We start from the raw sequence: 23,216 nt of genomic DNA, 5'->3' as shown, positions 1-23,216 counted from the left end.
TGAAAGGAACTGTTCAAAAATGGAAATCGAAAATGTGCTTAGAATTAAAACTAGACAAGACTTAAGAGATTGGCTTGAGGTACATTCAACGACAGAAAAATTTTGTTGGGTAATTATCAATAGAGCTACAGGAACCTATCTTGTACAGTACTTAGATATTGTCGAGGAAGCATTGTGTTTTGGGTGGATCGATGGCATCAGTAAAAAGATATCTGATACTGAATTAGCTCAGCGGATCTCCCCAAGAAAGAAAAAAAGCAACTGGACGGAATTAAATAAGGAAAGAGCAAGAAGGTTAGCTAAAATGGGACTGATGAAAGACAGAGGTTCGAAAGTTCTTCCTGATATGCGTCTTGAATCCTTTATCATTGATCAAGAAATTGAGACTCGTTTAAAAGAAGATACCCATGTCTATCAGAACTTCCTGAACTTTCCAGAACTATATAGAAGAATCAGAATTGATAATATACAAAGTTACAAAAATAATCCTGATATTTTCAATAAACGATTGGATAAGTTTATTGAAAATACCAGAAACAATAAAATGTATGGTCAGTGGAATGACAACGGTCGTTTGTAAAATCGACACTAGTTCTCGGGATTGACCAATTTAATAGTTTAGATAAGAAAGAGGCCCACCACCTTATCAGCAGTCGACCTCACCTTTATTCTATGTGGCTCTAATAGTTCTACCCACAAAACTGTTTAAATTAACCAAACAATTCTGCGACTATTTTTTTATTTAACTATCATGCGTTTGCGTTTAATTTTTACTGTTGGCTATTTATATATTCAGCAGCTTGCTGACCAGCTTGGCGTCCAAAAATAATAATTTCGGCAACAGAGTTTCCACCAATTCGATTGTTCCCATGTAATCCTCCAACCAATTCGCCGGCAGCGTATAAGCCTTCAATTGGTTGACTTTCTTTATTCAACACTTCGGTTTGCGTATTTATTTTAACGCCACCCATTGTATAGTGAATTCCTGGAGCAATTTGTATCGCATAATAACTTGGTTCAGCTAAGTCATTTTCCATTGCAGTAGTGCGTTCAAATGCTTCATCTGTCTTATTAGCAACACTTTGATTCCATGTATCAACTGTAGTCTGTAATTGACTAGCCGGTACATCAATCTGTTCTGCTAGCTCTTCTATACTTTTCCCGCTAACAACATACCCTTGTTTTTCATAAAAATCGACCGCTTTTGCTCGATCACGTACTCCTTGGTCAAAGATCAAATAAGCCGATTCTTCCGGTAAACCAGTAATAGCTGCAGAAACTTTATCTCGTGTATTCATCTCATTAACAAATCGATTTCCCTCTTGGTTCACGAGGATAGCTCCTTCGCCACGAACGACTTCGCCTATTAAGATTCCTTTGTCTTGTTGAACTGTTGGATGAATTTGGATTTGATCCATATCGATCATTTGACCGCCTAGCTTTTCAATCATTGTAATGCCGTCACCAGTACTGCCTTCTTGATTAGTTGTCACATAATCGGTTATATCTGGTCTAAATTCTTCAATCATTTCTTTGCTTGCCCCAAATCCTCCAGTGGTAACAATAATTGCTTTACCTGTTAGCGTTTTAGGTTCTTCTCCATTAATTTCAACTGTCACTTCATTAACTTTACCGTCATTTTCATTGATAGCTGTCACATCTGCATTTACAAAGATTGAAATTTCTCGTTCATAAACATTTTTTAATAATCCTTCAACTAAATAACCACCAATTGCAGAGCCGTCTGATGGACGATGGGTCCTTTTTTGACTCATTCCACCAGTTATTGTTAAGTTGTCTAATATGATTCCGTTCTCATCTAGCCAATCAATTGCTGCGGAAGAGTTATCCACAAAGTAACGTAATAATTCTTTATCATTAGTTCCTTTTCCGCCCTCTAACGTTTCTTCATAAAAAGCATCATTACTATCTGTAATGCCTTCCGCTTCTTGAACTTTAGTAGTTGAAGCATTCATACCACTTGATGATTTCGCAGTATTACCACCAGCAACTGGCATTTTTTCTAAGATAACTGGATTCAAACCAGCATCTTTTGCTTCAATGGCTGCAGTCATCCCTGACCCACCTCCGCCAACAATGATAATGTCATAATTATCTTCTAATTCACTAATATCTGTATAAACCTGTTCTGAAGCACCTGATTCAACTTCAGTTTCTTTAGCAGAGCTTTCTTTGGCTTCGCTATCTTTTGATTGTTCTTTTGCTTCAGACACCCCACAAGACACCAAAAAAATACCAACAAAAAACATAAGTACTACATACCAAAAAGATTTCTTTTTCATAATTTCCTCCTTAAATCTATAACCCAAGTTACCCCTCACAACTCTCTTACTTTACCATATGATTTGTGAAAGAACAATCAATCTTTTTGTGTTTCAATAACATATCGCCAAAAAACAGTATTCAAGTCTTTATACACCTTATTAATAACTATTTTATTAGCAATTAAATTTGTTACTAACTGAACAAATACAAACGTTTTTATGATTCACAAGAATTTTAGATATCATCAATGACCAATTATTTCTTTATCCGACTATTAATCAAAGAAAAAGTCTTTTTAACTTCTTCAGTAAGAATAGTTTCAAAATTTGTTGATTTGAAAAATAAAAAAAGATACGAAATATCATTCGCATCTTTTTCTATTGTTGAATTACTTTACTTTATAATTGTACATGCTCTTTTAGAAGATCACTTGATACTAGTGGATATAAACATAGATGCATCTTGATTCGCAAAGATTTGATCTCCATGGTAAAACGTTTTAATCTCAGTAGATTTAAAGCCAACGTCGGATAATATATGGTTTAATTTATTATGCAAAAATCCATTATGGATTTTAGGATGATTTACTTTATCATTTTTATCAAAATCAATAATAATTAGATTACCATCTTTGTTTAAACTATTAAATAGGTGTTGTAAAATCAACTTGGTATCCGGTATATGCAGAAGGACTAAGGAAAGCAATACTATGTCTGTCTTGAATTCAGGAATGCTTTTAGTAAAATCCGAACAAAGTATTTCGCAATTAGTAATTCCTCTTTCAGTAATTTTAGTTGCTGCAGCCTCTAAATCTTGTTTTGATGAGTCTACTAGCAATATAGAATCTACTAGATCCATTAATTCTAAACTAACTAATCCAGTACCGCTCCCATAGTCTAGCAATTTTTTTGATTTGCTATTTCGTAATGCTGGTCTTACTTCCTCAATAATAACCTTGACTAATTCCATTCTTTTTTCGGTTTCCATATCTCACTCTCCAATTCTACTTTATGAACCGTCTATATCCATCTATCAAATTCACAGTACTCTTTTTTAACTAGATACATAAATCACTTAAACTTATATAACCAAAATGCTGCTAAATAATAATGACCCTCAAAAGTTTAGATTTCACTCTAACTTTTTGGGGTCACTATTTCTAAAAAATTTAATTATGCTCTTCTAAATAGTTATTCTGTTTCTTCTGTTTCTTGTTCTGGAACATTGATTATAGCTGAAGTACCTTCTCCTTTAACCAATGGTTCTTTTCCGTCCCATTTTTCAATGTACTCTTTTTGTAACAATTCAGCAGAAATAGATTGTTGCAATATTTCGTTTGCTTTAGCTTCACCTTCTGCTTGAATAATACCAGCAGCGGCTTCACCTTCTGCAACGATTCGCTTTTGTTCGGAATCTAATTTAGCATTTTCAATTTGGGTTTTCTTTAATTCATTTTCTTGAGAAGCTTGAACACGAGCATCAATACTTTTTTGTGTTTCAGCATCTGCTTCAGGAGTACCAAGCGTTACATCTGTGATGATAAATCCCATTTCTTTCACTTCTTTAGCAAAACTATCTGTTATCTTCTGAGACGCCTCACCAGATTTAGAACCATAAATATCAAGAACAGTATAACCACTCACAACATCACGAGAAGATTTGTAAAGTTTATTATACAAGTAACCCTCTTGAATATCTTCTACATTTTGAGAGCCTAACTCTTTAAAGATATTTAAAACTTTCTTCTTGTCTACCTGCATTTGGTAACGAACAGACATTTTCAATTTCTTTCCATCTGTTGTACTTACGGATACATCATTCTTCATTGTTTGAACACGTATTGGGTACTCAGTTGTTTTCTCCATCAAACCAATTGGGTGCCAACCGGCGCTAAGGACTTCCTTGCTTCCACCTGAAGGGGAATAAACCACAGCTACTTTACCTTCGTCAACTTTTTCTACAAATAATAAAAATCCAAATACCAAAATAATTGCTAAAATAAGACCAATAACCAAATTTCTAATTGCTTTATAATTCATCTTTCTCTTCATCCTTTTCTTCTTTCAAATTTTGTTTCTCTGCTACATGTGCGATGTTCTCAACTACTGAAAAAAATTTATTCAATAACGGCAGGATGATTAAAAAAACGATAATCACAGCAATGATCACGAATACAGCCATTCTCAACATAATAAATATCGTGCTCCTTTCATTTAGTGCTTATACCCCTAACTAAGTATATATGATTACTATAAAACAGCAAACGTTATTTCACTAACCCATCTTCAACGTCTAACAGAATATATGCACAATTTATTTTTCATTTTTAGTAAGTTTAAATTTTGTGCTTTTCGGATATCAACATAAAGGGAATAGTACTTTAGATATGGAAACAGTTTGAGCTTCTTCTTATAAAAAAATAAAATAAATCCTAGTCTAAATTATACTTAGACTAAGATTTATTTTATTTTTCTCTTTCATTTATTTTAAATTTTTTCAGCTACTTTGAAAGAATTCGTTCCAATAAGCTTACTTTCCAGCACTTGATCAATTCTTTCGCAATCTACTTCAGGATGGAGTTCTTTTAATAATTCTAGCGTCTTTCCTGCACCCTGATCCATCGAATGGGCTCCTGAAATCAATAGAATATCCTCCATGTTCAACTGTTCAACGCCGAATCGCAATGCCTCTTCGAGTTCCTTAAAAAACATAACCTCAATTTTATTCCGTTTCATCACTTTCAAAAAAGCAGCTAATTCTTCTTCAGTGACTTCATTAATTTTGTCTACCTGTGACAGCGCCGTCGTCAGAATAATTTTTTCAACTTTCATTTTATGGAACCACTCTGTTAAAGACTCTGCAATTTCTGTATTATGTGCAGGACCATTACTTCCTCTGATGGCATGCACAAGATGCAGTTCATTATATTCAAAATGACTAATGGTCTCCATACATGAATCAATATTGTTTTGATTCAATAATAAGTCATCTATTACTTTGAATTCTTTATTATAGAGTATCTGGAAACGTCTTTCTACACCTCGGAAATTTTTAATGCCTCGCTGGATATCCTCGATTGGTATATCATTGACCAATCCTGTAACAACTGCTGTGAGCACATTATAGATAGAATGATAACCTGGAATCGACAATTCTAAATCAAAACTTGATGTCTGAATTTTTTTTCGACTTAGAGTTTTAAATGGTTTTTGAATTGTCACTGTAAATGATGGGATTCCCGAGGAAAATAGAATATTTGAGACTGTGATTGTACCAGACTTATTTTCGATTCCGAAAGTAACAACTTGAGCTTCTGTTTCATCTTGCAAAGGAACAAGCAGCGGTTCGTCAAGATTTAAAATCGCGGTACTTGTTTTAGCTGCATTTCTTATCAATGAAGCTTTAGCATTAAAGTACGCATCAAATGATTCATGCAATCTGATATGTTCTGGACTGATATTCATAAAGGCTACAACGTCAAAATCGGTATTATAAACGCGTTTAAGTTCTAGCGCTGAGGAAGAAACTTCCAAGGAGACATGTGTGATTTCACGATCTCTCATCTTTGCAAAATACTGCTGCAAATCAAAGGATTCAGGAGTAGTTAATCTACTCATTTCAATCTCTTTATCAAATTTAACTAAAATAGTTCCTATTAAACCAGATTTCAATTGATAGGCTTTAAAAATCTCTTCTACCATGTATGTAATCGTAGTCTTCCCATTAGTAGCAGTTACTCCGAATATACTCATTGACTTAGAAGGATTCCCAAAAAAATTACTTGATAAAACAGCTAAAGCTTCACGACTATCCGAAACTTTAAGTTGAAGAACATCTATGTCTTCAATAAATTGTTCAACGATGATAACCGTTGCACCTTTACTGGCAGCATGTTGTGCGTAATTATGTCCGTCTGTTTCGTGTCCTTTAATACACACAAATAGAGTATCTGTATCTACTTCTTTTGAATGATACGCAATTTTTTTAATATCGATTTTATCTAATTCTATTTCAAGCTGATTATCGCGTCTTGAATCGATCTCCACCGATTTCAATAGGTCATTTAGATTCATAATACTCATGACTCCTCCAGTAATTGTCTACATAATCTGATGAGTTATATTTTTGGGCAGATTACGTCTATTAATAATTTAAGTTTACTATCTTATCTGCTATATGTCATATCATTTGCTCACTGATCCTAAATCTCTAGCCATTCATACTATAAAATACGTTTAGTTTATTCAGTTTCAAGTCAAATAGAATAAGGGTTACAAAGCTCACACGATTTTTTACGTGAGTTTTATGACCCTTATTTTCTATATATACCTGACGCGAATCTAAATTAATGATTTAGCGCTTTTTTTTCTATTTAAGAAATATAGAACTATTTTTTCCAGTTATCCCCTATTTAAACCATTAAGGGGCTACAAGTTCTACTTTTATTCTATCTGGATCTTCAAAATAAACAGCATAATGATTTTCCCCTCCAGCGAAAGGGTGCTTTTTTGTATAAAGGATAGAGACACCTTTATTTTTTAATTTTTCAGTCATATCATCTACATGCTGTCTTGAACTCGCATAAAAAGCTAAGTGATTTAACCCTACTCTAGCTCTATGATAAGGATTATCTAAAAAAGGTTCTTTCGTTTGAACAAATACAATATAAGTTTCATCTAGTTTCCAGCTTTGCCCCTCTTCCCATTTTTGGAAAGAAGTGTATCCCAATTCCTCAAGATACCAACCCCAAAATTCAGTTGATTTCTTTAAATCAGAAACATAGATTTCAATATGATGTAGCAATCCTTTTGACAAAAGAACCCTCCTTTTCATTATATAAACACATAAAATTACTCAGCATTTTGTATTTAGACATTAGTTTGAAAAAGTTATCTCTAACTTAAAAAATCTAATTTTATAGTATTATTTATCTCCTTGAGAAGTCAAAATAAGTGGCCCATTTTTGGTAATTGCTAAAGTATGTTCAAATTGGCAACTTATTCCTCCATCTTTTGTGCGAGCTGTCCATCCATTAGCATCCATTTTTGATTTCCATGTTCCTGTGTTTACCATTGGTTCAATAGTAATAACCATACCTTCTTTTAAACGTAATCCTGTTCCTGCTTTCCCGTAAGAAGGAACATTAGGATCTTCATGCAATGAGGGTCCTACACCATGGCCTAAAAACTCTCGAACAACGGACAAATTTTCGTTCTCAACATACGTTTGAATCGCATAACCAATATCGCCGATACGGTTTCCAACTTTTGCTTGTTCAATACCTTTATATAGAGCTTTTAAAGCAACTTCCATTAAACGGTCTTTCTCAGGAGTAGATTCTCCAACTACATAACTCCAACAGGAATCTGATAATGCGCCATTTAAATTAATAACGGTATCCACTTTTATTAAATCGCCATTTTTAAGAACTTCTTTTCTTGGAAAGCCATGACAAATTTCATCATTTATACTAGTACATGTTGCATATTTATACCCTTCAAATCCAATTTGTTCAGGAATAGCTCCATTATCCAAGATAAATTTATGAGAAAATTCTTCAATATCCCAGCTAGTTATACCAGGTTTAATAAAATCGCGTAAAGCAATATGCATGTTTGCTAATAATGTACCCGATTTATCCATCGCATCAATTTCGCGTTCAGATTTTAACGTGATCAAGTAAATTCCTCTTTTCTCTATAATTAAATCAATATCTAATAGTATAGCTTTTTCAAAAAAATGGAAATATATTTTTACGTTGATTTTTGATACCACTATGAAAATTGCTTAAAAGCATGTGCCTAAAACCTTTACAAAATAGGGATCCTTATTTGCTCAGATTATCGATATACTGTTTAGCTTCAAGTAACCCAGCTCCAGTAGCCAATCTATATTCTTTAACAGCCTTAATTTTTTCTCCTTTTGAGATGAGTCCTAAAAGAATTGTTTTTAGTTCATTATTTATTGGATCGGGTAAATCAACATGCTTATTGATAGCAGTCAACTTTATTTTCATAAAATAAACATCTGTTTTTAATTGGTCAATTCTTAGAATAAGGGATAGTAATACCACAAATATCGTTATAATAAGGGAAAAAATAATTATATTATTCATTTTTAAACTCCTTATAATTTATTTTTATTAATTATCTGATTTGTCAAATTAAGCTAGAAAAAATATCTTGTACTGTGTGTTAATAAACATGTGAACTACTAAAATTGGCAATCTCATCGTTAAAAGAATAGCTCTTACTGAATGTTTATAAAAGTATAATTTGAAGATAATCATGATTTATTAAGCAATTAGATATTAATTAGGTATTCAAAATAGGATGAAAAGTAGCATTTATTCTCGCCATAAAATATTCGTTTTCATATTTTCCTTCTCTTATTGCTGCAAATTGTTTAAGTCCCTCTTTTTTAAATCCGAATTTCTCATATAGATATATAGCTCTTTCGTTTTTCTCGAATACAGTAAGTTCAAGCCTAACAAGCATTAACCAATTATCTGCTACATCTATAAGTGCAGACATTAAAGCAGTACCAACACCTTTATTTTGGTAATCTTTATGGATCATTATGCCTATATTCCCACTATGCCGCGTACGATAATTACCATTTACAGATAGTCCAGCGGTTCCTACAATTATTTCTTCGTTACCTTGAGCTTTTGAAATAGCGACAAATTGGTGCTGATTAGCGTCCATATGAACAACAAAATCTTCATTTTGTTGTATTCTTTCTGACGGAACACCTAAAATATTTTCAAATACCCCTGGCATACGCCTCAGTGCATTTAAACCTTTACCATCCCCACTATTAATTGGTCTAATATAAAATTCCATATGTACTCCTCCTCAAAAATGTAAACTACTAATTAAGTATAAAACCGCTGATATTCATTAATTTTATTATACAGTTATTTCTCTTTTAAGGTCATATTAATTAAGTCCTTTTGTTCTTAATTTGTCTTATTTAGGAGGAATGGTATTGAAATAATTATGATAAAAAATGATTGATTAGGTAATTTGAAGTAAACTCAGTAAACCAAACAAACTAATGCCAAACGAAGCTAAAAAAAACACCAATTCATACTTTTTCGAAAAATATGAATCATTCAGGTTAATATAAACCATTTAAACATTCTGTTTTACAATTGTTTACCCAACGTTGCACACGGTACGCCATCTTCATAATAGACGTCAGTCCCTTTGGTGTAACCCAGTTTTTCATAAAATTTAACGGCACTTAGTTCGCCGTGTATGACAGACATCGTACACCCTGATTTTTCACCTAAGGCTTCCAATTCTTTAACGACTACTGCTCCCAGTCCTTTTTTACGATACTCTTTGAGAACGGCGATTCTTCCAGGGCGGATGGTATCCGCGTCGATTTGCTTATAGCGTCCGGTTGCCACAGGTTTCTCCCCATCGTAAATGACTACATAAATCGTCTCGTCATGATCCTCCGAATCAAATTCTTCTTTGAGCGGAATACCTCGCTCCATGACAAATACTTCCATGCGAACATATAAAGCAGCCGCTCGATTCCATTTTTCTTTCCCAATGCATATCTCCATTGTCAGTCCCTCTTTCTTAAAAAATTTTTTTAGGAATTAGTTATATGTAATTATAAAATTTTCTAACTGAAATACATACAAGGAAAATCAACATTTGAAATCTAGAAAAAATAATTGAATGATCTAATCATTTTTTTGAAATAATTCTATTTCTCTTACTAATGCCCTAATGTGAATAAGCGTAGAACTAACATTATAATATGGCAAACCTATAAACTGCGGTTACAGTAATAAGTGCCGCTAAAATATAATTTAATTTCCCAACATGAAATTACTTTTTTTAGCTATTGTATGCTTCATGGTAGCTTAACAAACATGGTAATAAAAATTATTATTCTCTATACTATAAATAGATCGTTTATTTTTACTAATTATAATTTATTTATAGAGGTGCTGTAGATGTCGAGAAAACTGATTCTCATTTTGAGAGTGGTATTTTATATCACTTACTTTTTGAATAACAATTATAACTTCTTATTAGGATACCCAATGCAAGTATTCAATATAATAGTATTTTTTATTTTTGTATTTGATATTATTGAGTCTTATAAAAGATTAAAGTTAGAAAAGAATTCAAATGAAATTAATGCAAAAGATTGATAACGATGAATTTACATAGAATCATATATTAAATCAGATTTCATTGCTGGATTATATAAGCAATTTGCTAGATAACAGGATTTAAAATACACATTGTAGTAAAAAAAGGAGAATATTTATACATTAGTGTATTTTGATATTTCTTCAAGAAATATTTTCAAAGTGTTTTCATTTTCAAATATTCTTTTGGGTATTATATAAGCTGAAATCGAGGAATTATAGATGTATATATACTCGTTCGTTTCGTCCACTCTATTTACTTCATTCCATTTCGAGTTTAGTTCACCAGTAACGCTGCTTTCGCTTATTCCTTTATCCGTTACTACTATTTTTATTTTTTTTAATAAATTTTCATTATTTCCTTCTTGAAGCATCTTTACTATCCTCTTTCTCATTTCCCAATCAAAGTATCTTGGATAAAAAACAAACCAAATTAAGCTAGCGATACTAAATACAGCCATCCAATACCATATTGGTATTGCTGAAAACCTTATAACTATAAATGGAGCTATTAAGAATACTATAGGTCCTACTAATCTTTGGACATTTATACTTCTTTTTAGAGAAGGTGATTTTTTAGTATGATCAATATTAAAGTTTATGTAATCTTTTTCCAATAATTCAAATTCAATTTCCATTTATTTTCCTCCTAAATGTTTTACTCTACCATTTTGTTGACTCCAAAAATATAAATTACTGTTTATTTAAATACCTTTTAGGGAGCAAATCCATAATATAAGATTTCAAAAACAGGTTGTCCTAGTATTAAAATTCCAACTAATGCACCTATATAGACAATTCCGAAGATTTTTTTTAATAAAAAGAATTGATCTTGTTCCATTATTTTTTTGATTCCATACTATGCAAAAAGAAATAATAAAGGGATAAATAAAACAAAATATGAACCATTAACAAATGCAGCAAATTTTTCAAAGCGTTGAAATCCTTCATTATGGATAGTTTGTAACACAAGAAATTTCCTTATCCAAAGAAAGAGAAATGATAGCTGTAGAAGACAAGCAAAAATAGAAATACTGTATTTAATGGCTTTTTTTTCTTTTCTGACTAATAAATGGATCATCCCAATATAAGTGATACTTAATAAAATCGCATAAAATGGTTTAAATATAAACAATACTATCGCCCCTTTTTTTAAGCACTATCAATTTTATTGTACTACTTTAAGTATGCTCATTTAAAAAAAGAGCGCTTCTATGCAAAATACCATACGTTGAATAATTTTTAAAAAATTAAATACATGAAATTGGCTAAACTTTAGTCGGACATTCGCTTGTTCTAATCATCTTCTTTTTAGTTCTAAAAGTATCGGGGTTACATTTAATAAGATTGATATAATCGTTAAAATCCATAAAGCTATTGCCATAGTAGGTACTACATCTAATAAAGCAGCCCAATCTTTTACCTTTACCCAATTGGATATCATGCTGTGGATTGCAACAAGCGTCAGTGCTGTGAATAACAATCCCATCGCCATTGCTAGTTTGTAATCTTTGCCTATTTTATACAAATAAAGATTACAAAAAGTTGCTAGTATAGCAATAATCCCCAATATTAGAAACATAATTATTCCTCCAATGTTTTTTCATTTGGTCACTTTCAACTAAAAACTTAGAACTATTTCATTCAGATAATCCAGCAATAGACTACTCCAGATTTTTTGATTTCACAAAATTATAGAGTAATCAAAAGTAATAGATATCATACAAATGATAAATTAAACGTAGGTATCTTATCTACTTTATATCCTAATAGTTTTATATTTTCCGCTAATTTCGGATCAGTTATAACATGTATATCTTCATGTATTACAGAGAAGAATATACAATTTCTATTTTTCAGAAAAAAGACATCTATATCCTTTTCTTGTTCTTCACTAATTAATGAAGTTGAGTTCTTGAGTGCATTATAACTAAATTTATTGTAGTTATATATGTCTGCCTTAGCTTTTGTTTTTTTTCTAGGAAGTTTAGTTCCTGGCCATTTTGTAAGCCACTTTGTTTCAATTTTGAATTCATTAAGTTTAGTTTTGATTTTCATTGCAGTATTATTCCCTACAGGGTATTCTACTATAACCATTTCTGTAGAAAAGTCTTTTAAACATTCTATTATCTTCAAATAGTCTTTCTCTTTTAAAGTACTTAGTATTCTATAAAACAAGTTATATTTCCTCCATAATCGCAAATTTTAATAATTAATTATTTTTTCAAGACATCTGAAATAATTAACCCTACCCCAATTAGCAAACCAACGACCAGCCACAGACCCAAAAGTGTAATTGCAACTACTCCGATTACCTCCTTTGGTGAGTGGCTTAACTCTTTAATAAGTTGACTAGTTTCTCCATAATCAAAGATCAGGTTTTTAATCCCATTGAATCCCATAAAGAGTAGTCCATACAAAAAGCCTTCTCTTAATCGGTTTAATTTAAATTTTTTCATTTTTTATAATTTCTCCTTATGTATTCCAGCTCCACCTACTGCGATATGTATTCTTACGGTTCTTTATTTTGACTGCATTAAAATGTTTTTATCGGCTAATGGTTCTTTTTTATATGGTTTAGTACCATTATTGCAAAAAGAGGGATGAAAATTAAAACTTGTAAAGCTAAGGTTCTAAAGATTGCACCCAAAAAACCATTACTATTTGAAAACAGATAAGTATTGATGAAAAGTATTATAAATGAGATGAAAAATAAGTTTATACATCTTCTTAACGTCATTTCATTCTCCATTTGTTTCTTCCTTTCAGATTATTATTTATTTAAATCAAATAAGTAGCTATTTATAGTCAATATTATCCGTTATACTTTATGTGTTTTTAAAAAATTAGTTTTTTAGTTTATTGCTACACCAAAAGTACACGCTAAGTAAACAAACTTATGGAGAGAGTTTGTTTTTTTATTTCTCTTAATAATAACGGGAGCTAAAATCAAACCAATTGGAGGAATTAAGGATCCTATAGAAGCAATAATCAATAATAATAAACCTTCATCTTTTTCATTGTTTCCATGAATAAAATTTAATTTTTGACCCTTTTCTTCAGTTTTTTTTTTAAGTTTTTGATTCTCTTTTAGCAAATCGTCAATTGAAACTTCGTAATAGGCACTTAACTTTACCAGATTATCTAAGTCAGGATAACTGTTACCATTTTCCCATTTCGAAATAGATTGCCTTGAAATAGTTAAATGAGCTGCTACGTCTCCTTGAGAATACCCTTTATTCATTCTACTTTTCTTTAAACGTTCTCCTAATGCCATCTATCTTCCTCCTTCTTTTTCTCTTTGTTCTATCATACCGAAAGACAGGATCATTGACTATCAGTTATTAGTTGCATGTTAGCAACCATTGGTTGCTAACATGTAAACTACTGCGTTCTTTACGTTTGATAAGATTAGAGAGATAATTTAATTATGAATTACCCGGTTAGGAGAATGTGTATGGAAGATATCATAGTGGAAAAACAGCTAAATGAAACGGTTAATACTTACTTAGAAAATCAGAATTAGAAGATTGAATGGCTTTAATTAGTGCAATAGAAACGAATGGTTGTTAATATGTAGGAAACAAGGAAAGATATTATGGAAAGTCATGAAGTTGTTGTTTCTATGAAAACCCAAGAGAACGCTCTAAATGTTGAACAAGCAGTCGCAAAAAAATAAGAGTGCCTTTATTTGTAGTTCGCGTACCCTGGTTAATATAACGAATATGAGGAAGTGGATTAAGAAATGGAATATAAAGAACTTTGTTTTAATAACTTTAATAAAAACGATTTACTAGAAGCAGTAGAAGTTTATATACGAGTATTTTCAGCTGATCCATGGAATGATGAATTAACATCTGACCAAATTACAACTTATGTTAATCAAATGCTAGAATTAAATACTTTTAAAGGGTATGTCGTTAGAGAAAAGCGTACAGGTAAATTACTAGGCGCTGCTCTTGGCTTTATTAGGCCATGGTATATGGGACAAGAGTATCATTTAGATTCTTTTTACATTTCAAATGAATACCAAGGAAGAGGCGTAGGTACTCAATTTTTGAAATTCATCAAAAAACAGTTAAAAAATATAAGTATACCTACCATAATATTAGACACTGATCGAGGATATCCTGCTGAATTATTTTATCTAAATAATGGATTTAAGTCTTCGGATTCGTCTATTATACTTTTTGGAGATACCTCTAGCTAATCGCTAACGTATTATAGGTTTTACACAGGTGGTAGATACTCTAATTATGCTATTTTTTGTATTGCTTAGCTGTTGGTTCACTTATGATAATACTAAAAAAAAGATGAAACGAATCGTAATTAGAATAGACCACGTTATAAAAAATTGTTACCCCTATAAGAAGTTTTCAATGTGAACCGGATTGACGGAATTGTCTTTACACTTACTTAGATCATTCTAACTTCTTATACGCTTTTTGAGACTAATATTCCTATTGGTATCAGTCTTTTGTTAGAAAATCAGATATTTAAAAATAACATTTCATTCAAGGGGAGTTAAACATGAATACAAATTTATCCGATTTTATAACTATATTTTTTGAGAAAATGACTAAAATTTTAGCATATTTTTTACTTCTATTAATTTTGTACAAATATTTCTTTGTAAGAAATAATCTAATAATAAATATCACTTACAAAGAACTTTACATTATTGTATTCGTAAGTATTATATCCGGTATCTTTTTATCAATTGCTAAAAAAAATAAAATCAGTAGTTAAATTCAACCAATTTTAATTATGTTGTACTTTCCGTTTTCACTTATTCTGGGTACATTGAATTAGCAAGAGGTTTTTAAGTAGGACTATCACATTGGAAGCGGAGTAATATAAAGGTAAAATCTATAAACAAATGAATTGAGGGATCTTTTTGAGAAATTATATAATTCTAACTTTTTTATCAATACTTATCCTAGGCAAGCTTATTGGCATATTCAATATTCTATTAGGTAAATATACATCTCTTTCTGTAAGTTACTTTACAGTAGCGCCTATTGACTCATACCAAATCAATGATTTAGCTAAAGAAAAACAGACTAAATTTAAAATTTTAACTATTTCAAATGCACTGATAGATATCTTTATTTCTATCAGTTTGATTCTAATTCTATCCAAAGTAGAAACAGAAATGATACTACTCTTTGGATTTCTTTTCTATGCGAATGCCACTTTTTTTCAAAAATATTTGGAAAAAGTTTTACAACTCGACTATTAACCTTAAGTTATTTCAATATTATTAAGGGACCAACTAAAACAGTTTTTTTACACAGTAAGTGAGTTTAAGCAGCTGGAACGATTGGGATTACCAATACTTGCTTTAAAAGGACTACTGATTGCAGCACAAGCGGCTCTACTCTTCCACATTATTTGACGTAAAGTCCTACATACAAAACGAAATAACTATCTAGGTTAGAGGTGAGTTTATGTTTAATAAATACAATGGATTTGCAAAAAGATTCCCTTATGCTCATATCATACTAATAATGGTATTTAGTAGTCTTGTTGGTATTCCAATAGAATATTTAGTAAATCAAAACTTTATCGGTGGAGCATTATATACCACTAGTGCACTTACTGTAATTGAATTTATCAGAGTCAGAAAAAGGAATAAATCAAAAAACTAATTTTTTCTTATCATCTAAAGTATGTTCAACATGATTCCTAATTATTACTAGTTAACAGATCTTTCAATAACTGTTTTACGGAATTTTCAAATCAACAGATTAATTACTTTTAGCCAAAGAAAAGGTGTAGATGTTTATTTGACTATAGAAAAGGAGCTAAAAAAATATGGATAATGAAAAACTGCCTGCTCTACCGATGATTGATTTTCCTGATTATAATGAAGACACTCAAAATTATTTATGGCCAGTTATAGTAAAGTATTATGGGAAACCAGCTATTGAATTTTCCTGTTCAAAATCAGAAATAATAAAGGCGTTTCATTTATTGGATACTTTAAATGAAAATGACTCAGTTAAAGCTATTACGATAGATAATCGCACCTTTGGATTGAAAAATTTAGATTCTATGCAATTTGAGGGTCGAACATATGATTTCGCTTAATACCAAATGGATTAGTATATTTAAATTTGATTTTTTCCTTATGTATTCAGTACAAACAAAAAGGATTCTCCCGCTTATAAATCGGTAGAATCCTTTTTTAATTCAGACCATAATTTTTTTAAGCATGTGGTTTTTTTGATCTATGTACCTACTCAACTATAGATAAAGTATAGGATTACCGGAGTAAAAATAAGTACAGCCAACAAGATCAATAAAACAATAAGAACTTTTTTATACCATTTCATTTTAATACCTCACTTTTCTATTTGCTTAATTTCTTCTAACTCTTTTTATTGATTAACTTATCATTGTTACTATTAATTCACTTATCTAAAATAATCTACCGCTTAAGTTCTTTTGAATAGGTAATGTCAAAGAAGGCAATACCAAAAGAAAACCCTAAGCTAGTAGAAAAATTTCTTAACAAGTCTATTTTTTCGGGTCTAATAAAGAAGTCAAAAGCATAATTTGAAATACTGAACACTATAAATAGGATAATAAATCTAAGGATACTTTTTCTTACATGGACCCATTTGGACTTCCTTGCATTTATAAGGGTTACAAAAAAAACAGATATGAGCATAAAGAAAGTAAAAAATACATACCCTGCTAAGAATACAAAAGAACCATTAGTGTCTATCTTTTTATAAATGATAAAAATGGATATCATAGTTGCTACTATAAATAAGGCATTAAGAATTCTCATAAAAAGTACTTTTTTCATTCTATTCCTCTTTCAAGATAGATTCTAAGCCAATATATCTTTTTTGCTAAACGAATAATACGCTATAGCTAATAACAAAATAAAGTAAATACTATTTATTATTATCGAAAAAGAAAGTGTCATACCTTCTATTGAAGGATTATTTCCGGGCAAATAGTTTGTTAAATTCCAATTAGCCATTAATAAATATTTTGTTAGCTCTGTTTTAGAGAATAAATAGAGCGTCAATACTGGTCCTAAAAATAATATTCCTAATGTTGTCCCTAAAGATAGTGATGTATTTCTACTAACCGTCGAAAGAGAAAAGGCAATAGTAGCAATGATAATGAGATAAATTAAATTACTTGCTAGTATTCCTAAAAAATACATCCAAAAATTAGAATGCATATAAGTCCCATCTGATGACATATAGACATATTCAGTAGTCGTGTTGATTTCTGAAGTGAACAGTGCAACTACACTTGTGCCTATGTATAAACTCATATAGTAAGTCACGGTAATTAGCAGTGTAGCAATATACTTAGAAGTTAATATCTTTGATCGAGAGTAGGACCGTATAAGCAATAGTTTTATCGTTCCCATTGAAAATTCTTTCGAAACCATAGCACTTGCTATAATCGTAACAAAAATACCTATCAATAAATTCAAACTAGATGTACCTATTAGAGAATCATATAAATTATTTATAGCCGGTGGTTTAATTCCCTCTTTTAGATGATAATTTAATCGTTGTATTTCACTTTGATTAATGCTGGCCGTAATTTCATTGTCAAATGATACTTCTGATTCACTAGTCAATAGTTTGGTATTCTCTTCCTCTAAGGTAGTAATTTGATTCGTTGCTTGATCTTGCCAGTCCTTACCGTACGAAATATCCTCAAACGCTGCTTCATCATTAAATATTAGTGGTACTAGGCTTGATAAGGCAGCTACTCCTAAAATAATGATCAACGTTATATAGTTATTTTTTCTAAAAAAGACTTTATTCCATTCATTGATAACAAGATTTAACATAGTTTACTCCTTCTTATTTCAGTGTAAGATTCATAAATTTATCTTCTAATGTATTTTCTTTTGATTCGATACTGTAAATAGCGATATTATTTTCAACAAATAATTTAACGATACTTGGGATTTCCACATTTGAAGCAGCTAATTGAAATTCAAGTAACTCATCTGTCACTTGGCTAGTTAGTTGGTATTCTTTCGCTAATAATTCTTGAGCTTTATCAATAGGTGTTACTTTGAGTTGATAATTTCTATGATCCGTTTTTTCTTTTAAATTTTCAATCGCTATTAACTCGCCTTCTTTAATGATTGCGACTCGATCACACATTAATTCGATTTCACTGAGCATATGACTCGATACGATAACTGTAACCCCTTTTTCGTGAGCTAATTTTTGGATATATTGTCTCAATTCTTTTATTCCTGCAGGATCCAACCCATTAGTCGGTTCATCCAAAATTAAAACTTTTGGCGTATTTAATAAAGATTGGGCAATACCTAATCTCTGTCTCATTCCTAAAGAATAGGTTTTAACTTTATCGTTTATTCTGCTTTTTAAATTTACAAACTCGATAACCTCATTTATTTTTTCGGATGAGATATCTTGGTGCATTCTGTTAAAGTATTTTAAATTTTCCAATCCTGATAAAAAAGGATACATTTCAGGGTTTTCTACAATTGCACCAACATTTTCCAAAGCCTCTTTATGATTCGTTTTCACATCATGGCCGCAGATTTTTACACTGCCGGCAGTTATTTCAATAAGACCAACAATCATTCTTATAGTCGTCGTTTTCCCAGCTCCATTAGGACCCAGAAGTCCAAATACTTCTCCCTTTTTTATATTAAGAGATAAATCTTTAATAATTTTCTTCTTACCAATAATTTTTTCTAAATGATTTATTTCTACATTAAATTCCATAGTATCTCCTTTGTCTTTTAGTAATTGTTTAGTCATTATTCTTCCGTTTCAACTTTTACCTTCCTTCTAGGCGATACCTTATTATCCACTGTTTAGCGCTTATTTAAAAGAACTGATTGGTTTACATAGTAGCAACCATTGGTTGCTACTATGACTTTTTCTGTTTTTTTTGTAAAAGTGATAGTAATAACAGTCCAATCTACTTTATACACTAAAATTTATTAATGACTATTCGCCAAGATATTCAACAGTTGTTGTTCCCCAGCTGAAAATATCGCTTAAAATTCCATAACCGATAAATAAATTGTAGGCTATACAACAAATACATGCTAAGTAAACGAACTTATATATTGTATTTGTTTTTTTATTTCTAGCAATTAGAATGGGAGAAGTAATTAAACCTAAAGGTGTAATTAGAAAGCCTAAAAAAGAAAGAACTAATAAAATCAAACCTTCATCTTTTTCATTAGATCCATGAATAATGTCTAATTTTTTAGGATTTTCTTCAATTTCAACTTCTTCTATTTTGAGCTTCTGATTCTCTTTTAGCAAATTATCAATTGAAATTTCATAATATGTACTTAACTTTACTAGGTTATCTAAGTCAGGATAACTATTATCATTTTCCCATTTTGAAATGGATTGCCTAGAAATAGTTAAATGGGCTGCTACATCTCCTTGCGAATAACCCTTATTCACTCTACTTTCCTTCAATCGTCCTCCTAAAGTCATTTGTCTTCCTCCTTCTTTTTCTTTTCACTTTATTCATACCGAAAATAGTAGTCATTGATTATCCACTATTAATTGCCTCTTCATACCTGCGATGATTGCTACTATGTAAACTAGTGCGTTCTATTTATTTTTGGATAATTATAACTATTTAAAACAACTGTTAGTGATCCTTCTAAAGGTATATACGCTACTTTACACCTTCAATATTATAATAAATTTATAAAAAAAACACATAAAATAACAATTACATTTTAATTTTCTAGCAATTATCATTATGATGACATTGTTGTTGGATTTGTTAATAATTATGATTTCAACCTATAAAAATCACAATTGTGATAAATTACACAATTATGATTTTATGATAATTATTGATAAGTTAGGTTACAGACAATATTATCACAAATTCATCTAAAGGAGATTGTATAAAATGAAAAAAAAGATCCTAGTAGTGTCATTGGTCTTTCTTATCTTGATTTTGTTACCTTTTATTTAGATGTTCAGTCGTGAATATCTTTTATCAAATCCTGATAATCGTTACCGTGCACCAGGAGTCTCATTAGATGCGAGTGAAATAAGAATAGATGATTATTACAGCGTAAATTTCATTTCTGCTTCTTTTTCAATCCTTGAATATGATGATGGTGAAAATTATATTGAATTTTCTGATAGTGTTAACAAAATAAACTGAAATAACGACTATATTATCGCAGCTAGCAAAACGGATAAACTTGATGTCTATTCAAGTTATTATTACTTAATCATTAATAAAGATACTAAAAAATCTAAAGAATATAATTCATTCAAACAATTTGAAAGTGACCTAAAAGAAAAGAATATTGATTTAGAACTGAAAAGAAAAGTAGCGTTTGATTGGTATTAACTATTTAACTAAAAAAATTGTTAGTATATTTTCTGGATAGTATGATAGGTAGCCTGTTCAACATAAAAATCAGTAATAAAAGTGCCTTCTTTAAAATTATTAAGATGAGACAATATCCGCACGCACTGTGGAGAACATCTGGCTACCAACTTTGAGAAAAAAATGAAGATACCGCAACATTCATGAAATTATTTAGTCACAGTAGTGGAAAAATAATGTAACATTGTATCAGATAAATGAAGATGAAATGAGCCAGGTATTGTTAAATTTTAGACTTGGTCTTTAAATTTTGCTATGTAGAATAATCATAAAAAGGAACGGGGCTGAGAGTTTTATTTCAGCCCTTTTTTTTTAATTATTTAGTTTCATTTTACTTTTCGTTTAATTTTTTTCATGATCTCGCGTTTTAAGAACATAGAAACGGCAAATAAAGTTACCAAACCAAGTAGTTGAATTTCGAATGTTGCTTTTATCCATAGTTTAGCGGTTATTAAGATGATAAATAGTAAAATACCAATTAAAATACCTGTTTCTTTTTTCACACAACCCCTCCTATTGGTCATTATATTTTCCAATTTTTTTGTACAAGAATAAAATCCAAATTAACTAACAGAGATCTCTCTATTTCCGAAAATTTTTTACTTGCACAAAACCTTTTGAGTCAAGTACATTATATAACAAATTCAAGAATTGCAACAAAATTCTGAATCCAATTACCCAAGTTCTTCAGGCCTAATTTTATTATCATGCAAGTAATCGAAGAGATTTAAAAAAACAAAAAGAAACCTATACCCTAGATAATTCATACTTCTGAAACGCTCTGAAAAAACTGTTCTAGCACTAGTTTGAGTTGAATTTCGCAACACCCTTTGGGTATGTAAAAAGAACTCCAATTTGTTACGGTTAAATCACCTACATGTAACAAAAGAATGGAGTTCTCTCTATGGCAACTTTACGCGAAAATCGTTTACTTTTCAATTCAAACATTACGTTGTCTCACTCTGGGGGTAATTTGTCCTCAGATTCCGGGTTGATATTGGTTAAAGAGTTCATGCACACCATTAATTTCTCTAGCAGTTTAAAACAAGACCTCATTATTAATGATAATCGACTTTATCATAAACATACTAATTTCCCCATACTAAATCGTCTCCAAATATACTTTAAACAATAAAAGTAGTAACTCTTCTTCTTTTTAGTATTCTCATCGATAAATTCTAATTTTTGACATTTCATTTGAATTTTCTGTTTCATTATTTTGCAAAATATTTTTTGATTTTACTATTCATCAATTTTCATCTTAATCATAAACATCTTTTTCCTTGATCAGTACTTATCCCTATCTTACTAAAAGCAAATATCCCTGCCCAACAACCAGTGGTTTACATAGTAGCAACCAATGGTTGCTACTATGTAAACCACTGCGTTCTTTTAGTTCTAAGAGATTAGAGAGATAATTCTATTAAGAACCACTAGATCAAGAAAATGGCTATAGGAGATATCGTAATGAAAAAAACAACGAAAAGAAATTGTTATCATATTTTATCAATTCTTATTTTTAGTAGCGCTATTTTGGCTGTATCTACCCAAAGATTCATTTTTGGATACGCTCTAATTATTTTAGGTTATTGCTTTCTTCGAATATCTGATTTAGAAGACTAAAAATACCTTATAGCTTATTTCAGGTGTTTTATTTGACTTGTTATTACTATAAATAAAAATTGTCAATACTCTTAGAATAATCTTCATATGTTAAGATGAATTTGAACGTATGTTCGTTCAGTGGTATAATTACCATGCACTAAGATAAATACATATAGGAGGTCAAGTATGTTAAGTAAAACTTTTTTTGAAGTTATCAAGCACGAAGGTGTCGTTTCTGTTACATCATGGGGAAGCAGTGATGCTCCTCATGTTCGTTGTACTTGGAACTCATTTTTACGTATAACTGAAGACAAACGTATTCTAGCTCCAATAGCTGGATTTACAAGCGTTCAAGAAGATATGGTGAAAAATGATAAAGTTATTTTGACTCTAGGTAGTCGAGAAGTCGAAGGTTTCAATGGTTATCAAGGAACAGGTTTCTTAATTGAAGGACGAGCACGTTTCCTTGATGCTGGTGAAGAGTTTGACCAAATGAAAGAGGACTATCCTTTTATGAATAAATTACTTGAAGTTACCGTAGAATCTCAAAAACAATTGCTTTAATTTCTTATTATCAGTTTGATCATTATTGATTGCTGAGTCATAATTAGTTTTAAGTCATTCTGTAAAATTATAAAGAGATGTGACGAATAATTTTTCGCTACACCTCTTTTTTAGTTGGTTGATACCTTTCTTATCTATATACAAAGCAAAAGAAGCCAAGGTCAGCTCACTGCTTACCTTG

Annotated in this window: 26 protein-coding genes and 1 pseudogene; 7 read left to right on the top strand and 20 right to left on the bottom strand. The window is 30.7% G+C overall.

Going from position 1 to position 23,216, the window contains the following annotated elements:
• Nucleotides 1-19 precede the first annotated feature (19 nt).
• Complete coding sequence (locus tag BP17_RS01245; RefSeq protein WP_035051081.1) at nucleotides 20-580, top strand: YdeI/OmpD-associated family protein; 561 nt, start codon at nucleotides 20-22, stop codon at nucleotides 578-580.
• A gap of 190 nt (nucleotides 581-770) precedes the next feature.
• Here BP17_RS01245 and BP17_RS01240 read toward each other — a convergent pair whose 3' ends face one another.
• From BP17_RS01240 to BP17_RS01165, 15 genes are all read right to left on the bottom strand, one after another.
• On the bottom strand, nucleotides 771-2,303 hold the full coding sequence (locus BP17_RS01240) for a flavocytochrome c (protein ID WP_051910404.1): 1,533 nt from the start codon (nucleotides 2,301-2,303) through the stop codon (nucleotides 771-773).
• Between the two features lie 409 nt (nucleotides 2,304-2,712).
• On the bottom strand, nucleotides 2,713-3,273 hold the full coding sequence (locus BP17_RS01235; protein ID WP_051910403.1) for a class I SAM-dependent methyltransferase: 561 nt from the start codon (nucleotides 3,271-3,273) through the stop codon (nucleotides 2,713-2,715).
• 203 nt (nucleotides 3,274-3,476) lie between these two features.
• On the bottom strand, nucleotides 3,477-4,325 hold the full coding sequence (locus BP17_RS01230) for a prohibitin family protein (protein ID WP_051910402.1): 849 nt from the start codon (nucleotides 4,323-4,325) through the stop codon (nucleotides 3,477-3,479).
• Complete coding sequence (locus tag BP17_RS13350) at nucleotides 4,315-4,476, bottom strand: hypothetical protein (protein ID WP_156955988.1); 162 nt, start codon at nucleotides 4,474-4,476, stop codon at nucleotides 4,315-4,317. The genes BP17_RS01230 and BP17_RS13350 overlap by 11 nt, the downstream gene beginning before the upstream one ends.
• A gap of 296 nt (nucleotides 4,477-4,772) precedes the next feature.
• The gene (locus tag BP17_RS01225; RefSeq protein WP_035051079.1) at nucleotides 4,773-6,359 is read right to left on the bottom strand and encodes a Mur ligase family protein; all 1,587 of its coding nucleotides are present in this window, start codon (nucleotides 6,357-6,359) and stop codon (nucleotides 4,773-4,775) included.
• Nucleotides 6,360-6,705: 346 nt separating this feature from the next.
• Nucleotides 6,706-7,089, bottom strand: coding sequence for a VOC family protein (locus tag BP17_RS01220; RefSeq protein ID WP_198022543.1), 384 nt, complete (start codon nucleotides 7,087-7,089; stop codon nucleotides 6,706-6,708).
• Nucleotides 7,090-7,209: 120 nt separating this feature from the next.
• Nucleotides 7,210-7,965 carry a type I methionyl aminopeptidase gene (gene map, locus BP17_RS01215; RefSeq protein ID WP_035051077.1) on the bottom strand — a complete coding sequence of 252 codons (756 nt, stop codon included), beginning with the start codon at nucleotides 7,963-7,965 and terminating at the stop codon, nucleotides 7,210-7,212.
• 148 nt (nucleotides 7,966-8,113) lie between these two features.
• A complete protein-coding gene (locus tag BP17_RS01210) occupies nucleotides 8,114-8,401 on the bottom strand; it encodes a hypothetical protein (RefSeq protein WP_035051076.1) in 288 nt (95 codons plus the stop codon).
• A 199-nt stretch (nucleotides 8,402-8,600) separates the two neighbouring features.
• Nucleotides 8,601-9,131, bottom strand: coding sequence for a GNAT family N-acetyltransferase (locus BP17_RS01205; RefSeq protein ID WP_035051075.1), 531 nt, complete (start codon nucleotides 9,129-9,131; stop codon nucleotides 8,601-8,603).
• A 305-nt stretch (nucleotides 9,132-9,436) separates the two neighbouring features.
• Nucleotides 9,437-9,865, bottom strand: a complete 429-nt coding sequence (locus BP17_RS01200) for a GNAT family N-acetyltransferase (RefSeq protein ID WP_035051074.1) — start codon at nucleotides 9,863-9,865, stop codon at nucleotides 9,437-9,439.
• A gap of 716 nt (nucleotides 9,866-10,581) precedes the next feature.
• Nucleotides 10,582-11,103 carry a YcxB family protein gene (locus tag BP17_RS01190; RefSeq protein ID WP_035051071.1) on the bottom strand — a complete coding sequence of 174 codons (522 nt, stop codon included), beginning with the start codon at nucleotides 11,101-11,103 and terminating at the stop codon, nucleotides 10,582-10,584.
• 662 nt (nucleotides 11,104-11,765) lie between these two features.
• Nucleotides 11,766-12,047 (bottom strand): hypothetical protein, encoded by a 282-nt coding sequence (locus BP17_RS01180; protein WP_035051069.1) that lies wholly within the window; start codon nucleotides 12,045-12,047, stop codon nucleotides 11,766-11,768.
• A 137-nt stretch (nucleotides 12,048-12,184) separates the two neighbouring features.
• Nucleotides 12,185-12,643: a hypothetical protein gene (locus BP17_RS01175; protein ID WP_035051068.1), complete on the bottom strand. Its 459-nt coding sequence runs from the start codon at nucleotides 12,641-12,643 to the stop codon at nucleotides 12,185-12,187.
• 38 nt (nucleotides 12,644-12,681) lie between these two features.
• The gene (locus tag BP17_RS01170) at nucleotides 12,682-12,924 is read right to left on the bottom strand and encodes a hypothetical protein (RefSeq protein WP_035051067.1); all 243 of its coding nucleotides are present in this window, start codon (nucleotides 12,922-12,924) and stop codon (nucleotides 12,682-12,684) included.
• A 395-nt stretch (nucleotides 12,925-13,319) separates the two neighbouring features.
• Nucleotides 13,320-13,742: a helix-turn-helix domain-containing protein gene (locus BP17_RS01165; RefSeq protein WP_084676217.1), complete on the bottom strand. Its 423-nt coding sequence runs from the start codon at nucleotides 13,740-13,742 to the stop codon at nucleotides 13,320-13,322.
• Nucleotides 13,743-14,210: 468 nt separating this feature from the next.
• Between BP17_RS01165 and BP17_RS01160 the strand changes: the two genes are divergently transcribed.
• The 4 genes from BP17_RS01160 (at nucleotide 14,211) to BP17_RS01140 (ending at nucleotide 16,558) form a co-directional block, all read left to right on the top strand.
• Nucleotides 14,211-14,675, top strand: a complete 465-nt coding sequence (locus BP17_RS01160) for a GNAT family N-acetyltransferase (RefSeq protein WP_035051066.1) — start codon at nucleotides 14,211-14,213, stop codon at nucleotides 14,673-14,675.
• Between the two features lie 687 nt (nucleotides 14,676-15,362).
• Nucleotides 15,363-15,707, top strand: coding sequence for a hypothetical protein (locus BP17_RS01150; RefSeq protein WP_035051064.1), 345 nt, complete (start codon nucleotides 15,363-15,365; stop codon nucleotides 15,705-15,707).
• A gap of 208 nt (nucleotides 15,708-15,915) precedes the next feature.
• The gene (locus BP17_RS01145) at nucleotides 15,916-16,116 is read left to right on the top strand and encodes a hypothetical protein (RefSeq protein WP_035051063.1); all 201 of its coding nucleotides are present in this window, start codon (nucleotides 15,916-15,918) and stop codon (nucleotides 16,114-16,116) included.
• 166 nt (nucleotides 16,117-16,282) lie between these two features.
• Complete coding sequence (locus tag BP17_RS01140) at nucleotides 16,283-16,558, top strand: hypothetical protein (RefSeq protein WP_035051062.1); 276 nt, start codon at nucleotides 16,283-16,285, stop codon at nucleotides 16,556-16,558.
• A gap of 340 nt (nucleotides 16,559-16,898) precedes the next feature.
• On the opposite strand, the gene BP17_RS01135 is transcribed toward BP17_RS01140, so the two are convergent.
• The 5 genes from BP17_RS01135 to BP17_RS13345 all read right to left on the bottom strand — a co-directional run bounded on the left by BP17_RS01135 (nucleotide 16,899) and on the right by BP17_RS13345 (nucleotide 21,369).
• Nucleotides 16,899-17,282, bottom strand: a complete 384-nt coding sequence (locus tag BP17_RS01135) for a hypothetical protein (RefSeq protein ID WP_035051061.1) — start codon at nucleotides 17,280-17,282, stop codon at nucleotides 16,899-16,901.
• A 24-nt stretch (nucleotides 17,283-17,306) separates the two neighbouring features.
• Nucleotides 17,307-18,296, bottom strand: a complete 990-nt coding sequence (locus tag BP17_RS01130; RefSeq protein ID WP_035051060.1) for an ABC transporter permease — start codon at nucleotides 18,294-18,296, stop codon at nucleotides 17,307-17,309.
• A 13-nt stretch (nucleotides 18,297-18,309) separates the two neighbouring features.
• Nucleotides 18,310-19,248 (bottom strand): ABC transporter ATP-binding protein, encoded by a 939-nt coding sequence (locus tag BP17_RS01125; protein ID WP_232219582.1) that lies wholly within the window; start codon nucleotides 19,246-19,248, stop codon nucleotides 18,310-18,312.
• A 192-nt stretch (nucleotides 19,249-19,440) separates the two neighbouring features.
• On the bottom strand, nucleotides 19,441-19,944 hold the full coding sequence (locus BP17_RS01120) for a helix-turn-helix domain-containing protein (protein WP_035051059.1): 504 nt from the start codon (nucleotides 19,942-19,944) through the stop codon (nucleotides 19,441-19,443).
• A 1,248-nt stretch (nucleotides 19,945-21,192) separates the two neighbouring features.
• Complete coding sequence (locus BP17_RS13345; RefSeq protein ID WP_156955987.1) at nucleotides 21,193-21,369, bottom strand: hypothetical protein; 177 nt, start codon at nucleotides 21,367-21,369, stop codon at nucleotides 21,193-21,195.
• Between the two features lie 401 nt (nucleotides 21,370-21,770).
• Between BP17_RS13345 and BP17_RS13340 the strand changes: the two are divergent.
• Nucleotides 21,771-21,980 (top strand): annotated as a pseudogene (locus BP17_RS13340) (transposase); the annotation flags it as partial.
• A 677-nt stretch (nucleotides 21,981-22,657) separates the two neighbouring features.
• Nucleotides 22,658-23,035 carry a pyridoxamine 5'-phosphate oxidase family protein gene (locus BP17_RS01115; RefSeq protein WP_035051058.1) on the top strand — a complete coding sequence of 126 codons (378 nt, stop codon included), beginning with the start codon at nucleotides 22,658-22,660 and terminating at the stop codon, nucleotides 23,033-23,035.
• Nucleotides 23,036-23,216: the final 181 nt, after the last annotated feature.

The organism is Carnobacterium pleistocenium FTR1 (assembly GCF_000744285.1).
In the GTDB taxonomy this organism is placed as follows: Bacteria; Bacillota; Bacilli; order Lactobacillales; family Carnobacteriaceae; genus Carnobacterium_B; species Carnobacterium_B pleistocenium.
This window is presented reverse-complemented; position numbering and strand designations above follow the sequence as displayed.

Excerpts from the sequence above, each read along its gene's own strand:
- BP17_RS01245 (WP_035051081.1), top strand. The coding sequence starts at position 20 with ATGGAAATCGAAAATGTGCTTAGAATTAAAACTAGACAAGACTTAAGA.
- BP17_RS01240 (WP_051910404.1), bottom strand. The coding sequence starts at position 2,303 with ATGAAAAAGAAATCTTTTTGGTATGTAGTACTTATGTTTTTTGTTGGT.
- BP17_RS01235 (WP_051910403.1), bottom strand. The coding sequence starts at position 3,273 with ATGGAAACCGAAAAAAGAATGGAATTAGTCAAGGTTATTATTGAGGAA.
- BP17_RS01230 (WP_051910402.1), bottom strand. The coding sequence starts at position 4,325 with ATGAATTATAAAGCAATTAGAAATTTGGTTATTGGTCTTATTTTAGCA.
- BP17_RS13350 (WP_156955988.1), bottom strand. The coding sequence starts at position 4,476 with ATGTTGAGAATGGCTGTATTCGTGATCATTGCTGTGATTATCGTTTTT.
- BP17_RS01225 (WP_035051079.1), bottom strand. The coding sequence starts at position 6,359 with ATGAATCTAAATGACCTATTGAAATCGGTGGAGATCGATTCAAGACGC.
- BP17_RS01210 (WP_035051076.1), bottom strand. The coding sequence starts at position 8,401 with ATGAATAATATAATTATTTTTTCCCTTATTATAACGATATTTGTGGTA.
- BP17_RS01205 (WP_035051075.1), bottom strand. The coding sequence starts at position 9,131 with ATGGAATTTTATATTAGACCAATTAATAGTGGGGATGGTAAAGGTTTA.
- BP17_RS01200 (WP_035051074.1), bottom strand. The coding sequence starts at position 9,865 with ATGGAGATATGCATTGGGAAAGAAAAATGGAATCGAGCGGCTGCTTTA.
- BP17_RS01190 (WP_035051071.1), bottom strand. The coding sequence starts at position 11,103 with ATGGAAATTGAATTTGAATTATTGGAAAAAGATTACATAAACTTTAAT.
- BP17_RS01180 (WP_035051069.1), bottom strand. The coding sequence starts at position 12,047 with ATGTTTCTAATATTGGGGATTATTGCTATACTAGCAACTTTTTGTAAT.
- BP17_RS01170 (WP_035051067.1), bottom strand. The coding sequence starts at position 12,924 with ATGAAAAAATTTAAATTAAACCGATTAAGAGAAGGCTTTTTGTATGGA.
- BP17_RS01165 (WP_084676217.1), bottom strand. The coding sequence starts at position 13,742 with ATGGCATTAGGAGAACGTTTAAAGAAAAGTAGAATGAATAAAGGGTAT.
- BP17_RS01160 (WP_035051066.1), top strand. The coding sequence starts at position 14,211 with ATGGAATATAAAGAACTTTGTTTTAATAACTTTAATAAAAACGATTTA.
- BP17_RS01145 (WP_035051063.1), top strand. The coding sequence starts at position 15,916 with ATGTTTAATAAATACAATGGATTTGCAAAAAGATTCCCTTATGCTCAT.
- BP17_RS01140 (WP_035051062.1), top strand. The coding sequence starts at position 16,283 with ATGGATAATGAAAAACTGCCTGCTCTACCGATGATTGATTTTCCTGAT.
- BP17_RS01135 (WP_035051061.1), bottom strand. The coding sequence starts at position 17,282 with ATGAAAAAAGTACTTTTTATGAGAATTCTTAATGCCTTATTTATAGTA.
- BP17_RS01130 (WP_035051060.1), bottom strand. The coding sequence starts at position 18,296 with ATGTTAAATCTTGTTATCAATGAATGGAATAAAGTCTTTTTTAGAAAA.
- BP17_RS01125 (WP_232219582.1), bottom strand. The coding sequence starts at position 19,248 with ATGACTAAACAATTACTAAAAGACAAAGGAGATACTATGGAATTTAAT.
- BP17_RS01120 (WP_035051059.1), bottom strand. The coding sequence starts at position 19,944 with ATGACTTTAGGAGGACGATTGAAGGAAAGTAGAGTGAATAAGGGTTAT.
- BP17_RS01115 (WP_035051058.1), top strand. The coding sequence starts at position 22,658 with ATGTTAAGTAAAACTTTTTTTGAAGTTATCAAGCACGAAGGTGTCGTT.